Below are 13,155 nucleotides of genomic sequence, written 5' to 3' on the forward strand. Positions count from 1 at the left end.
GTGCTAGTGCGCCACGTTGAAAACGTGATAAAGTAGATGTACCCAAAGTAATCACTCCCTATATTGGTTGGAATTAGCTACTACCATTGTAAGTGATTGCTTTGGGCTTTTTAATTTCTGTTCGGATTAATTATAGAATTTGCCTTGTCATAACAAATATTGTGTGTCGCACCAGATACCGAAACTAGATAAGCTGCCTCTTCCTGCTCGTCAGTGTCTTTTTTGCCAACCACCCGATATTTAAAAGTACATTCAGGCTGAATTTTTTGATTCATCTGAAACATTCTATCAAAGTCATCATCCGATATGTTTTTGTTATTCTTGCTTGATAATAGTTTTTGACAAAGATCACGTTTTGCGGTCAAGGTCATTTGAACCTTCATGAATTTTACAAACGGATTTTTATCCGTCAACAGCTTCAGCCCAACCTTGCTATTTGCATGTCTATCCAGATTAACATCTTTTAATGGCAGATTAAAATCCCTCATCACTAAACCCGAATTAATCATATTCTCTCTGAATTCTGATAAACCTTTGACACGGCTCATTTCAAATAGCTCCCTTTAACAATTACAAATCCCTGAAGTCCAATCAACCCGTGTTGGAAAATACCAGGTTCAGATCTGATTAAAACCATAAATTTGTCTCCCTTCAAACTGATGACTTTATAATTAATAAAATAGCACATTTCAGTATTGGTGTAAACCATTCCACGATCATATTATATAACATGTTATATAATATGATCGTGGAACACTTTTTTGAATCATTTATATGTTTTGTCTGTGCATATATTAATCTCAATAGTCTTCAAAAGACGGACTATGCCTGATATAACAACAATTATAAAACGGAAGGAAATGAATATACTGATTCTGTTATGTAAATTTCCGTTTAAAAACAATATATTATGATAGTGTGATTTTTTGCGATTCGCCTCTAAGAAAGCGCTTTAACAGCATTAAAAATATTTTTAAATCTTTAATTTAGGCGCAATTCCTTACCCAATAGGCGCTTTATAGGTTGACCATCACAAATAAAAACAATAACAAATGGTCTTGTTCCTCCGACCAGAATAAATGGCGGAATTGTCTCCAAGGTGTCTTATGCCGAAAGTTGTGTATTATTGAAATTTTGCCTAAAAATGGGCAATCCCGCGCCTACTGTCACATTACCAAAAAGGAATTAATCAAGTTCTTAGATGCAAATGATGCCGATCTACGATAATACGTTGGGGTTACCATTCGGATAAAATTCAGTTGAAACGAAAGCCCAAAAATTTTTCAGATGTACGTATAGCTTAAATTTTCAAGACTGAAAAACGTCTCTTTGGTAGTTAACGGCGATAGATAATTTATTGGCATCCTTTTTTCGTATAATCAAAACACACAGGCTCCCATCTCTGGCCGGTGTCTCAAAATGCTGGTTTTGGTATGCCAACACCAAACTACATTTATTACTCTTTCTGTTTTTAAGCGACGTTAATATTACCACTTACCCTAACCGCTAAAAGGGGTACTCATACTCTCTTACGCTTAATTTATCTACTGCTTGATCATATTTTTCTTGGTCCCTCATATACTTCGTGATTGTGACTTCATTCAAATCTACAGCACTCACATAATATCCTGCTGACCAATAATGACAGTTTTCAAATTTATACTTTAGATTTGTATGTTGGTCGAACATCATCAACACACCCTTACCTTTCAGGTATCCCATGAAGTTAGATTAATTTTGGTGGTATACTCACCAGCAAGTAATCATATCATATGACCTTCTAGGATCTTAACTCCTTTATCCTGACACAATAATCAGATATCATTTTGTAAATCTCGTCGATATTGATTATAAACGTAAATTGCAAGAACAAGTTAGCCAGTCGTTGAGGATAATCCCAGAACAGGCCGTTATCAAATAGAAGTTGTGGCGCTAGAGAGACTACTGGGCCATGCGGCGAACGCGCCGAGCTTCGGCCTCAAAGTTTTGCTGGGGTGTGCAGTAGCCCTGTTGTTTGCGAGGCAACTGATTCAAGCGGTCTTGCGTGGCCTGCACTTGACTAGGGCTAATGTCATCTAGGGACATGCCCTTAGGGAAGTCCTGGCGGATCATCCGGTTATGTGCCTCGTTGGTGCCACGGTCGCAGGACGTGTAAGGATGGGCGTAGAAGATCTCAGTTTCCGTCCCAGCAAAAGCAGTATTTAAGGCGGTGAACTCGGGTCCGTTGTCTGCTGTGATGGTCTTGATGCAAGCTCCCCATTCGCGCTTGATTCCACGCAATGCATAGCTCACAGAGTCTGCATCTCGTCCTTCGATCAAGCGGAGAAGTTGGCAACGGGTCTTGCGCTCAATCAGAGTCAAGATGACGCTCTCCTTGCCATTGCGTTTACCGACAATGGTATCCATCTCCCAGTGACCGAACTGCCTGCGTCGTTCAACGACCTTAGGCCGTTCCTCGATACTGCGGCCAGCCAGGCGCTTAGCCTTGGTGTGGTGCTGGTGAGAGGTCTTCCGCTTAGTCTTCTCCAACAGGTCGATATTTCGAATCTCTAGGCGTTGGTCGTCAATGTACTGGTACAAAGTCGAGGCACAAACAAGCTCTTCAGGAGTAAACAGCTTGTGTCGCTTGGCATAGCCGATTGAAGCATCCGGCGACCATTTGTCCTGCTTAGCTCGCTGTACGTACCAGGCTAAGAAGACCTGTACACTGGCGAACTTGTCAGGACGATGGCAGCTCAAGCGTGCAGTCTCGTAACGTGCCTGAGCAGCCTCTGGTAGGTATTGTCGATGGTAGACGCGCTTGCCATTACTCTTCTTGACCTGATCTACTGTACCTCGCTTGATTTCATTATTAATGGTCTGCGGGCAGACGCCAATTTCAGCAGCAATCCAACGATTGGACTTCCCAGCTTGGCGGAATCCGGCCACTTTTCCGCGCTCGAGTGATGTTAAGTGCTGACCTTTTTGGCGGTGTGTGCTATCCTGTTTCTGCATCAAGACAACATCCTCTTCCATTGTTTGTGTAGGAACTTCAATGATACAGGATATCTGTTCTTGATGTTTTTTATTGTCCAAAAAATTTTGAGACAGTGGCTAACTTGATTCTAAAATGCGCGTATTGATTATAAATTATTTTTCTCATATACTTTGAAGTGAATACGATATGGTACTTGCATAACCACTTTGTGTGCGACGAATTTACAATTGAAGTGCAACACTAATTGAATAAAAAGACCCATAGCGGGTACAATTACTTAACGACGAAGAAAAGCAAAGGAGTGCTCGCTATGGGCTATCACCATCTTACTATAAAAGAACGAGAAAGTATTCTGGAATTATTGGCAAGGGATTTATCTATTCGGGGTGTAGCCTTACGGCTACATCGTTCACCAAGCACCATATCCAGAGAAATCCGCCGAATACCTAAGCATTATTCCCCCTCTGACGCCCAAAAATCTTATCATTCTAGGAGACATCACAGTCATAAACCAAGACTTCTAGATCAACTCCCAGAAGTGTGTGCTCAAGTAATCGAAATGATTTGTGAACATCATTGGTCTCCACAGCAAATCTCTCAGCGTCTAAAGTTAGAAAGCAAAGTGACGGTTAGTTACAATACAATCTATCGGCACATTGAAAATCACAATCTAAACTTACCATTCTCCTCACATGGAGATACAGGGATTCGACGGAAACTCAGACACAAAGGTAGAAAGCGGCATCGTCCTGGAGACCGTAAACATCGTGAGCCCAAGGTGGATTACATCCCTATTCAAGAACGACCTAACTTCGTTAATAATCGTACTAGAATTGGTGATTGGGAGATAAATACCATTCTTGGAAATGTCAGTGAATCTGTCTTAGTGAGTGCAGTTGAGCGATTAACTCGATACACTTTGATTCAGAAAGCAAAACGTAAAGATAGTCAATCAGTGAACGAAGCTCTCACAACAATGTTTGATCAAATTCCTAGGGAATTTGTTCTTTCACTCACGACAGACCATGGAACAGAATTTTTAAAACTATCGGAAATTCGTGAAGAACTTGGCGTTACCATTTATTGGCCAGATCCATATGCACCTCAACAACGGGGAACAAATGAGAATACGAATGGTTTAATTCGAGAATACTTTCCCAAAAATAAAAGCCTAGAACCGCGGACAGAAAAGGAAATTAAGAGTTGCCAATGGCAACTCAACCACCGTCCCAGAAAGGTTCTAGACTACCGTACCCCTGAAGAGGCATTATTTGATAAAGTGTTGCACTTGGTTTGACAATTCGTCGCACAAAACTATTGCGTTTATTCGCCATTTAAAAAAAGTCCCCTTTCGATCTAACAATGTTGGCTTCGATACCTACATTCTAAATCTACTGGAGGGCTCTTGGGTGTGACCAAATTGCTCAACAAAGCTTAAAGGCATAACAAAAAGGGCTCAACTCTAACGAGTTAAACCCTCTTTGTTTATAACTAATAACGATTATTAATCGCTAAATTACTTAGCCCAAATAGTACCGGCATCAGTTGAGCTGTTAGCGTCAGCTGGTGAAGTACCATTGATAGCATCTGATTGAGAGTAAACCAAGGTAGCTGTGTTACCAGTACCGTAGTTACCATCCTTAGCATCAACTAAAGTGTACTTGTAGTAAGTCTTGGTAGCAGTGTCACCAGTACCAGTAGTAATAGTTGGGGTGTAAAGAGTAGTAAGGTTGTTATCAGTAGCAAAAGCCTTCAACGTTGCTGAAGTAAATGCGGCACCATCAGCACCCTTAAAGCCAGCAGATAACTTAGGAACTACAACAGTAGTAGCTGAAGCGGTATCACCATCAGAGTAAACTGACAAGTCTGCCGTATCAGTTGCAGTTGAACTTGAGTTAGCCTTAACTAACTTAAGTGGAGTAGTTGCAGCAGTATTTTCAGTGACATTTAACTTAACAGTGTCACCAGTCTTAGCAGTCAACAAGGCAGCAGCATTAGCATTAGTAGCAGCATAAGTGTAACCACTATTAGCTAAAGTCTTGTTAGCAACTTCAGCAGTAATTTGAGTGCTTAAAGCAGTACCAACAGGAGTACCAGCGGTAGTTGCAGCAGTAGTAGTACCATCAGCATTCAAACCAGTAGCGATTTGTGATGCAACAGTCTTACCATCAGCGTTCACATATTCAACCTTAACATCAGTTGAATCGTTAAATGCTGCACTGTCATCAGTAGTAACGGCACCGGCGTAAATCCAGCCACTTACTGAAGGGTGTTCTGCATCTTGGACGTAGTAGTACAACGTGTTTTCACGAGTCTTAGTTTCTGCCTTAGTTACAGTTAAAGTATCCTTGGCGAATGGCTTAGTGTTAACGACACGCTTAGAAGCCTTGTGTTCAGTGTACTTAGGAGCAGTCCAAGTAACATTGTGAGTACCTGGTGCCTTAAAGTAAACGCGCTTGCTGATGTTTGCATCAGTAGTGTTAGGAGTTACAGTGTCGGCCTTAACGATACCACGGCTGAATTCGCCAGCCTTTTTACCAGCGTAAACGTAACCACGGTACTTACCGTTCATAGAAACAACCTTGTAGTAAACGGCACCCTTGTTAGTGGTAGTCGTACGGTATGCCCAGAAGTAGTCAGCTGACTTACCTGAGTTAGCCAACTTCTTCATAGTTGCCTTAGAAGCAACAACCTTGGCACCCTTAGTAGTACCTGGCTTAGTGAATAAAGCGTTAGTACCCGTTGATTCAACGTTAGTGTCATCTTTAGTGACAGTCAAATCGGTTTCGGCACCGGCTTTAGCGTATGACTTTGCAGATGCGTTAGTTGAAACGGCAGCTACAGAAGCAAAGCTAAGAGCAGCGAGTCCTAAATAAAGAGATTTCTTTAAACTGGATTGCATAATTTTTCTTCCTCCAAACATAATATATGTAATTTATCAAGCAAGAATAGTATAACTGAAGTTAGCGTATTTGTTAAGAATTATATTCCACAAATTGTTAACCGTCATTGGCTATCCCCTAACTACGACATTGATTATAGACGGATAAGTCCCGTTTAACAAGGATTTGCCCTTCTTTGTCGTTGGAATGAAACAATAAGCCCCTCTTTGTAATGTTCTTGTCATCTAAGTTAAAGTTATCACACGTTATTAAAATATTAGTAACGCACTGGCTGATTCCATAACATATTTTGCATTTTTTTAAAGCTTAATGTGTCGTTAAGGAAAGTCACTTTACTTGCAAAGACTGTCCCTCGGATATACACTGTGGTCAATTAAATGAAAGGGGGTGATGCTTTTTGGCAACTGGAAATAGTTACCTCAAAGTGATCGCTTCCGCGGAGAACGGAAGCAATTAACCACTTTAAGGTGAGCGTCGGCGGATTTATTCGCCGGCGCTTTTTGCTTGCAGAGTGCGCAAGCAGGCGGTTAGCTGGCGAGCATTAACGTCGATAAGGTGATAATCCCGGGCTTGGATTATTGGCTTATCGGGGTTAAGCGGAGTCAGCTGCCTGCTGTAGCACGTTTCGACCATAGAATATGAATGCCACCCCCTAAGACCTGAGAACACCCGCTCTCAGGCCTTTTCTGATCTCAAGGATTAACACCTAGTCTTTCAAAGTACTCCCGATCCTCATTCCAACCGAAGCCACCCAACGTGAATTTCTTAAAACTGCTATCTAAGCCTCTTCCCATCCCCACCACCCATTCACCCAAATCTTCTCCCACAAGTGACTAAGCCACGCTCTAACCCCAAATAACAACGTCCCACTTACCACCCTCACCACTCAACCTCTTTCCTCCCCAAAAATTCACACAGACAAAAACGACCGGCAATCTCCCACCCACCAACCTTCTCAGTGGGTAAACGGATCACCGAATCGTTTTATCTTTTCCTATAATAAGTCAATTCTCAAATTTCAACTCTTACCGACCACTAAACAACTGGCTTAGCCGCATGCAGGGCCGCCTTAATCTGGTCACCCAGTCGGTGCATCCCCTCGTCAATCGTCTCGGGAGCCAGACCGGTGAAGCTCAGCCGGAACCCGTTGCGGACATTGCGGTCCGGGTAGAAGTTCGTTGATGGCACGTAGCTGACGTGAGCCTGTGGAATAATCGTATCGCTCAGGAGAGCGTCGGCATCGAGTTCTTCGGGTAAGGTCACCCAATCGAAGAACCCGCCATCTGGCCGCGTGAAGGTCGCCTCATCGGGGAAGTAGTCCTCGAGGGACTGAATCATGGCGGCACATTTCCGCTGGTAGTCGGCCTTTAAGATGTCGACGTGAGCGTCCAGGTCATTGGCCGTCAGGTAGGCGTCAATGGCCGCGTGGACGATGTTATTAGCCTCGAGGTCACTGGCCTGCCGCGCCCGCAAAATTGCCGTCAAGAGGCCACCATCGGCCACCATCCAGCCCGTCCGCAACCCGGGCATCAGAATCTTCGACATGCTGGAGACGAAGATGACCCGGCCCTCGGTATCGAAGGCCTTCACGGCTGGCAGTGGTAGGTGTTCATACCCGAGGTCGCGGTAAGGCGAGTCCTCGAGAATCACGAAATCATACTTGTTGGCTAAGGCCACCAGCTGTTGGCGCTTAGCCACACTCATCGTAATCCCGGTCGGATTGTGATAATCCGGCACGGTGTAGAGTAATTTGATATTAGGATGCTGCTTCAGAGTATCCTCCAACGCATTCAGGTCGATCCCATCATTTTGCAGGGGAACGCCGTAATACGTCGGCGCATAGAGGTCAAAGGCGGCCAAGGCCCCCACATAGGATGGGGCTTCCACCACGACCTCATCGCCGGGATTCAGTAACGTCTTGGCCACCAATTCGAGCGCCTGTTGGCCCCCGACCGTTAAGACCACGTGATCCCGGGTCGTCTGAACCTGGCCCCATTTGCCAATCCGTCGGGCGAGCTGATCGCGTAAATCGGCGTTCCCCTGCGACGTCTGATACTGAAACAGGTGTGCACCGTGATTGATCATCGCGGTGTCGAAGGCTGTGTGCATGGCCTGGACCGGGAAGAGGTCCTCATTAGGACTCCCAGCCGCAAAGGAGATGGCGCGTGGGTCATCGTCCTTGGGAAAGAGACCACTTAACGCCGACGGTACATCTGGATTAACGCGTTGTGCTAATAAGTCTTTCATCATCGAGCTCACCCTTTCTAGTCGTGCCCGGCCCCAACCAGACACGCTGACTACCCCCTTGGGTGTGGAATGATCCCAACACCCAATAAAAGCTTCCTGGCTTTCACAGAGTATGATAGAATACCGGTGACAGAAAAACGAGTTCAACTATCTCGAAATTGCGTGAATGTAATTCATCTTAACCAATCGGAGGGGGTCACGCACGATGTTACCATTTGCTTATCGGGTCTTTCAGACCATTGTTCAAGAACATACCTTTTACCGCGCGGCACAGACGCTCAATGTGACGCCGTCTGCGATCAGCCACTCAGTCAACCAGCTGGAGAAGGAATTGGGTTTTCCACTCTTCATCCGGAATCGTTCCGGGGTGGAGCTTACCACGGACGGACAGAGCGTCCTGCCCCTGATTCAGGCAATCATCAATGCCGAGGATCGGCTCCAACAGGCCGCGGCCAATATCCACGGCTTAAATGCCGGGTCGGTGCGGATCGGGGCATTCTCCTCGGTCTGCATTAACTGGCTGCCGCCGATCATCCGCCAGTTCCGCCAGGACTACCCGCAGATCGCCATCAACGTCGAACAAGCCGGCTTCGGCAAGATTGCGGCGGACGTCAAGACGGGACGACTGGATCTCGGGCTGTCGGCCTTGCCCGTCGCCGAGAAGCTCACGGTCCTGCCGCTGGTACGCGACGAAATCTACTGCATCACGTCCAGTGACTTCGTCCCCGCTAACCGCACGACGGTGACGGCGGCCGACCTGGTCGACCAGAACTTCATCCTCCAACGCGGCGACTACGACAAGGACACCAAGGCCGCGTTGGACCACTACCAGATTCGACCGAACGCCCTGCGCTTCTCGATCGACGACCAGTCCATTCTGGCGATGGTCGAGGCCGGCATGGGCATGGGGATCTTGCCCGAACTGGCGCTGGAACGCGTGACCGGGAACGTCAACGTCTACCCGTTCGACAAGCAGTTCTACCGGACCATCTGTCTGGTGGTCAATGCCGAACAGGCCAAAGCGCCGTCGACGGCCAAGCTGTTGCGAGCCATTACCGATTATGTAGAGGCAACCTACCCAGATAAGGTCTTGACGCATAGCGCTGGCAAATAAATGATTAAATATGCAGAAACGGCCTCGCAGATGAATGCGAGGTCGTTTCTTTTGGCTGTGGTGACGTTATGTGGGGCGGGGCTATTGGGCGGCAAGGACAAGGTCGGCGAAGGCTTTGCGTTGGTCGCGGGTCATCTTGTGCGTGTCAATGAGGTCACTGTCGACGTCGAACCAGGCATTGCCATCATTGTTGGACCAAATAATGTCGGGTTCGGTCATGGGATCTTCGTCGAGGCCTTCGGGAGTGAAGATGGTAATGTCGTGGGCGAGACGTGTGACGTCGGCGTCAGTGGCGGCACCGGCTAACCAGACGGTGGCTAGGGAGACTAGGGTTAGTTTGATGGTTTTCATTGTGAACACTCTCCTCTATTGGTTTTGTTTATGGGTTCAGTATAGCTTTTGGGGGTGTCACAATGTGTCAGTTTATTATGTAATGACAAAACTCACGAAAAGCTTTGCCATCTTTAACTATCATCGCTGTTGCAAGCGGCGACCAGCTTCAACCAATTTCTCTAACTCTTCGACCAAGACGTAAACCGTTGTGGCTGGGTCTCGTTGCGAATTAGGGGTCGCTCGGTATTCCGCATAGCTTGCCATTAGCTTTTTTGCCCGACTTATCGCCGTTTGCCGCCGGTCCGGAGTCAATAACTCTAAGATACTCTGATCGTTTTTCTGATAGTCAGTCGCTAATCCATTACGAACAAGCTCTCTAGATAGCTTGTCATAATAAGTCTTGCGATCAACCGCTGTTGTTAAATAATCAAAGTGCAACACGTACCACAATTCAAAACAATTATTGCTCCAAGCCGCATGCCACTTTAACTTCTTAGCCGTCCTAATGGCCGTATTAAAATCTGCGTCAGGGAAATCATCTTTGTCAAAGACTAACCAGACATTCTCATAAATCTTCTCGTCTAGCGCCTGCTCTTGCTTCACGTAGTCTACCAGCTTCTGATTACTTTCTCCGCAACCTATCACTCTGACAACTGGGCTTGCACTAATACCTTGATAGGCTTCATTAATCAACTTGGCCCATTCGTTAAAATAGGCCACCTCTGTCACGGTCCCCTCACTCACAATCAAGTAGCTTCCAGGGAGAAGAATTCGCTTCTTTTGTCGAGCCTTTTTCCCAATATGTCGACTCATCGGCTTATCCTAACTGCCGCAAATTCGGCGTTGCTCGGAACTTCCCCAACAGATAATCCTTCCCATAGCTGGCGTCATTGCGAACCTTCTGATTATTGGCATCGCGCAGAGAATCCAACGAATACAGGTCAGAACACCCATCTTGATCCTTGTCAACGAACCAGATTTCATCACGTCGCAAGTCACGTTTATCTAGGGTCACGATGTCTTGGGTACTGAAGATCAGCTGTGCATGATGGGGATTGGTCACATTAGAATGGAACATGATGAGAATATAGCGCATCAATAATGGATGGATCTGAGCGTCCAATTCATCAACAACCAATAGGCCACCAGCTGACAACGTCTGATGCAAGTCGACGTAAAGTACCAGCATCTTGCGAGTTCCACTAGACTCGGCAGAAATTGGCGTCTGCATGAGCTTCCCCGTTCGCGGATTGCGATGGTAACTCACGACATGCTTCTGCTCCTGACGTTCGGTCAAAGGATCCGAAGTCGTGACGACACCTAGCTTGGCAATTCCCACATCAATCGCCTGAATAAAGTGCTCAAGAGCCGACTTCTCCTTGTCATCTTCTAACAACGTAATGAGTGGGCTCAATGCGGTATCGGATCTCATCCGCTGACTCCCATTGCGAACCTGTTCCACATTTCCGTAATCAACGCTATGAAGGTCCTTAAACCAGTTCAGAACTTCAGTTGCGGCCGAAACCCCAACCCGTGCGAAAGTTGATAACAACAAGGCGTTTTGTGGCACCAGCTGAATCAATCCCATCACATCGGAATTAGCCACCCACGCCCCACTTATCCCATCTTCATCACGGCGATACAACTCGAGATAGCGCTCGCCAACCTTCGTTTTATCCCGCTGGTAAAGGAACTCTTCATCAACGAGTCCCTGATGACTGCTAAAACCATACTGATAGATCGTGTCGTTAGTGGAAAAAAGAACACTAAATTCCGTAGGCGTGGTTGGATCTTCAAACCAGTATGGCTGAATTCGCTGAAGAGCCGCTTCATCGGAAAAGGAAACGAGCACGGCATAGGCCATCATTTTAAGCGCAGCCAACACATTACTCTTCCCCGAAGCATTCGCCCCATAGATAGCAGCTAACTTTAAAACTTTCTCGTGGCTCGCATCCACCACCACATCATCTGGAATCTCTTTAATCGCGGACGCCGTCATATCAAGCGTGACCTCGTCGCGAATTGATTTAAAATTTTTTATCGTCAACTGATGGAGCATGGCAATCACCTCTTCTGAAGGATACCTGTTATTGCCACGTTTTACAAACATTTGAGACTTTTTCTCAAAAACACTAAAAAGGCGACCGCATCCCTCTCGGAGACCGGCCGTCCTTTCAGGTTGTGATTCAGCTAGACAGGGTCAGGTTAGACCGTTGGTGCGGGCACGACCGGCGCGAACAGGCTGGTCTTAGTGGTCTCAATCATGTCGGCACTCACGGGTTCGGCGTACAAGTCGCCGCCGTCCTTGGCGAACAACCGGGCTTCCGCAATCTTGGCCATGAGGGCTTCGATTTCCTTAGGCTTCAGGTCGGTGTTGATGTATTTCAACCGGAGGTGCTTGACGCGCTTGTCGGTGCCTTTAAAACTCATTTCTAATGCTTTCATTGATGGATGACTTCCCTTCTTAGTTGGCTAGGCGTTAGGCAACGGTACTTTGTGTGGAGACGGTGGCAGTGCGAAACGTGAGGCCGGTTAAGGTCGCGAGCGTCGCGCCGAAATCCGCAATCTGCGTGGCTTCCGGGGTGCTGATGGCGTTTTGTAACGCGATCTTGACCGGGTGGTCGCCGTCGTCGATGAAGATAAAGGTGATGGTCGTTTTCTTCCAGTTCGTTTGCATGGGTGGTGCTCCTTCCGTGGGGCTGAATTTTGTAGTGGTTGGCCAACCCTTACACTACTACTAACGAAATTCGGGCCGATTTTTTCGCATGTTTTCGCAAATTTGTTAAAAGAATCGGTCCGGTGGGGTTAAATGTTTAATGAGTCGGCGCGTTAAGGAAAGCCGCCAGCGGTACACCGTGGCGAGGTTCACGCCATGCCGGGTCGCAATCTCGGCGGCCGTCAATTGGTCGACGAGGGTGCCCACTAGGAAGCGCCACTCGCCGGTATTGCCCGCCGCACCAATCAATTTCACCAGATACGCGCGGTAATCGGTCAGACCGATGCTGGCTAGGACGTCCTCATCTGCGGGCACGGTCGTCAGGAGTTCCTCCTGATCGCCGGGCGCCTGCCGATCGTCTTGACGGCGGTCGCGGCGGAGTTGGTCCGCCAGTGTCCAGGTAATCTTCTGTTGGGCGTAGGCCAGAAACTGATGCGGATTAGCTTCCGGATCGTCGGGGAACTCGGCATAAACCGCCGGAAAGAGGAGCCGCGCCTCTTGGAGATAGTCCTCGTAATCGTTCTGGGCGGGCGTCAAGTGTAGGCGTTTCAAGGCCCCGTACAGGATTGCCTCGTGGTCGCCAGTAAATAAGAAACGGTAAGCCGGAGTTACGTCGTTGTCCATGATGAATCATCCCTTCTCGGTGGTGATCCATAGCGCTATGGTCAATGCCTACCCTACCGGACTTTCGGGGCGTTGCCAAACCGGGGTTCGACGGTGATCTAGACCAATTATGAGGCGACCAGGGGCAACGGGTTACCCCGCAAACACTCGTTCGCGGAGGTGGGAAGTTGGGCGGGTGTTTGGGGAAATTTGGGTTTGGGGCGTAATTACGGAAAATTTGGGCGGAAAATAAAGTTTAATT

Annotated in this window: 12 protein-coding genes and 2 pseudogenes; 2 read left to right on the forward strand and 12 right to left on the reverse strand. The window is 47.1% G+C overall.

Translation table 11 applies throughout. The features are described from left to right. Positions 1 to 110 precede the first annotated feature (110 nt). From EKM70_RS00005 to EKM70_RS00020, 4 genes and pseudogenes are all read right to left on the reverse strand, one after another. Positions 111 to 548, reverse strand: coding sequence for a hypothetical protein (locus EKM70_RS00005; RefSeq protein ID WP_125544146.1), 438 nt, complete (start codon positions 546 to 548; stop codon positions 111 to 113). A gap of 958 nt (positions 549 to 1,506) precedes the next feature. After that, positions 1,507 to 1,856 (reverse strand): annotated as a pseudogene (locus EKM70_RS00010) (transposase); the annotation flags it as partial. 85 nt (positions 1,857 to 1,941) lie between these two features. Next, positions 1,942 to 2,994, reverse strand: coding sequence for an IS30 family transposase (locus EKM70_RS00015; RefSeq protein ID WP_010620018.1), 1,053 nt, complete (start codon positions 2,992 to 2,994; stop codon positions 1,942 to 1,944). A 121-nt stretch (positions 2,995 to 3,115) separates the two neighbouring features. Beyond that, positions 3,116 to 3,205: pseudogene (locus EKM70_RS00020) on the reverse strand (IS200/IS605 family transposase); the annotation flags it as partial. A gap of 82 nt (positions 3,206 to 3,287) precedes the next feature. Between EKM70_RS00020 and EKM70_RS00025 the strand changes: the two are divergent. Then, complete coding sequence (locus EKM70_RS00025; RefSeq protein WP_125544148.1) at positions 3,288 to 4,274, forward strand: IS30 family transposase; 987 nt, start codon at positions 3,288 to 3,290, stop codon at positions 4,272 to 4,274. A gap of 219 nt (positions 4,275 to 4,493) precedes the next feature. On the opposite strand, the gene EKM70_RS00030 is transcribed toward EKM70_RS00025, so the two are convergent. After that, entirely contained in the window at positions 4,494 to 5,879 is a 1,386-nt protein-coding gene (locus tag EKM70_RS00030) for a hypothetical protein (protein WP_125544150.1), read from the reverse strand. Positions 5,880 to 6,915: 1,036 nt separating this feature from the next. Further along, entirely contained in the window at positions 6,916 to 8,127 is a 1,212-nt protein-coding gene (locus EKM70_RS00035; protein ID WP_191980407.1) for an aminotransferase-like domain-containing protein, read from the reverse strand. A 205-nt stretch (positions 8,128 to 8,332) separates the two neighbouring features. Here EKM70_RS00035 and EKM70_RS00040 point away from each other — a divergent pair, with 205 nt between their 5' ends. Further along, the gene (locus tag EKM70_RS00040) at positions 8,333 to 9,241 is read left to right on the forward strand and encodes a LysR family transcriptional regulator (RefSeq protein ID WP_057878449.1); all 909 of its coding nucleotides are present in this window, start codon (positions 8,333 to 8,335) and stop codon (positions 9,239 to 9,241) included. An 81-nt stretch (positions 9,242 to 9,322) separates the two neighbouring features. Here the strand turns inward: EKM70_RS00040 and EKM70_RS00045 are convergent, their stop codons facing one another. From EKM70_RS00045 to EKM70_RS00070, 6 genes are all read right to left on the reverse strand, one after another. Next, entirely contained in the window at positions 9,323 to 9,592 is a 270-nt protein-coding gene (locus EKM70_RS00045) for a hypothetical protein (protein ID WP_125544152.1), read from the reverse strand. Positions 9,593 to 9,712: 120 nt separating this feature from the next. Further along, entirely contained in the window at positions 9,713 to 10,387 is a 675-nt protein-coding gene (locus EKM70_RS00050; RefSeq protein WP_057878447.1) for an RloB family protein, read from the reverse strand. 4 nt (positions 10,388 to 10,391) lie between these two features. Continuing rightward, positions 10,392 to 11,684, reverse strand: a complete 1,293-nt coding sequence (locus EKM70_RS00055; RefSeq protein WP_225416338.1) for an AAA family ATPase — start codon at positions 11,682 to 11,684, stop codon at positions 10,392 to 10,394. A 95-nt stretch (positions 11,685 to 11,779) separates the two neighbouring features. Further along, positions 11,780 to 12,019, reverse strand: coding sequence for a DUF2922 domain-containing protein (locus tag EKM70_RS00060; RefSeq protein WP_057878445.1), 240 nt, complete (start codon positions 12,017 to 12,019; stop codon positions 11,780 to 11,782). Positions 12,020 to 12,053: 34 nt separating this feature from the next. Next, the gene (locus tag EKM70_RS00065; RefSeq protein WP_057878444.1) at positions 12,054 to 12,251 is read right to left on the reverse strand and encodes a hypothetical protein; all 198 of its coding nucleotides are present in this window, start codon (positions 12,249 to 12,251) and stop codon (positions 12,054 to 12,056) included. 105 nt (positions 12,252 to 12,356) lie between these two features. Next, a complete protein-coding gene (locus EKM70_RS00070) occupies positions 12,357 to 12,914 on the reverse strand; it encodes a sigma-70 RNA polymerase sigma factor region 4 domain-containing protein (RefSeq protein WP_057878443.1) in 558 nt (185 codons plus the stop codon). Positions 12,915 to 13,155 lie beyond the last annotated feature (241 nt).

Origin of the sequence: Levilactobacillus lindianensis (assembly GCF_003946095.1) — a bacterium.
GTDB classification, from domain to species: domain Bacteria; phylum Bacillota; class Bacilli; order Lactobacillales; family Lactobacillaceae; genus Levilactobacillus; species Levilactobacillus lindianensis.

Coding starts and splice junctions, on each gene's coding strand:
- EKM70_RS00005 (WP_125544146.1), bottom strand. CDS start 548: ATGAGCCGTGTCAAAGGTTTATCAGAATTCAGAGAGAATATGATTAAT.
- EKM70_RS00015 (WP_010620018.1), bottom strand. CDS start 2,994: ATGCAGAAACAGGATAGCACACACCGCCAAAAAGGTCAGCACTTAACA.
- EKM70_RS00025 (WP_125544148.1), top strand. CDS start 3,288: ATGGGCTATCACCATCTTACTATAAAAGAACGAGAAAGTATTCTGGAA.
- EKM70_RS00030 (WP_125544150.1), bottom strand. CDS start 5,879: ATGCAATCCAGTTTAAAGAAATCTCTTTATTTAGGACTCGCTGCTCTT.
- EKM70_RS00035 (WP_191980407.1), bottom strand. CDS start 8,127: ATGAAAGACTTATTAGCACAACGCGTTAATCCAGATGTACCGTCGGCG.
- EKM70_RS00040 (WP_057878449.1), top strand. CDS start 8,333: ATGTTACCATTTGCTTATCGGGTCTTTCAGACCATTGTTCAAGAACAT.
- EKM70_RS00045 (WP_125544152.1), bottom strand. CDS start 9,592: ATGAAAACCATCAAACTAACCCTAGTCTCCCTAGCCACCGTCTGGTTA.
- EKM70_RS00050 (WP_057878447.1), bottom strand. CDS start 10,387: ATGAGTCGACATATTGGGAAAAAGGCTCGACAAAAGAAGCGAATTCTT.
- EKM70_RS00055 (WP_225416338.1), bottom strand. CDS start 11,684: ATGTTTGTAAAACGTGGCAATAACAGGTATCCTTCAGAAGAGGTGATT.
- EKM70_RS00060 (WP_057878445.1), bottom strand. CDS start 12,019: ATGAAAGCATTAGAAATGAGTTTTAAAGGCACCGACAAGCGCGTCAAG.
- EKM70_RS00065 (WP_057878444.1), bottom strand. CDS start 12,251: ATGCAAACGAACTGGAAGAAAACGACCATCACCTTTATCTTCATCGAC.
- EKM70_RS00070 (WP_057878443.1), bottom strand. CDS start 12,914: ATGGACAACGACGTAACTCCGGCTTACCGTTTCTTATTTACTGGCGAC.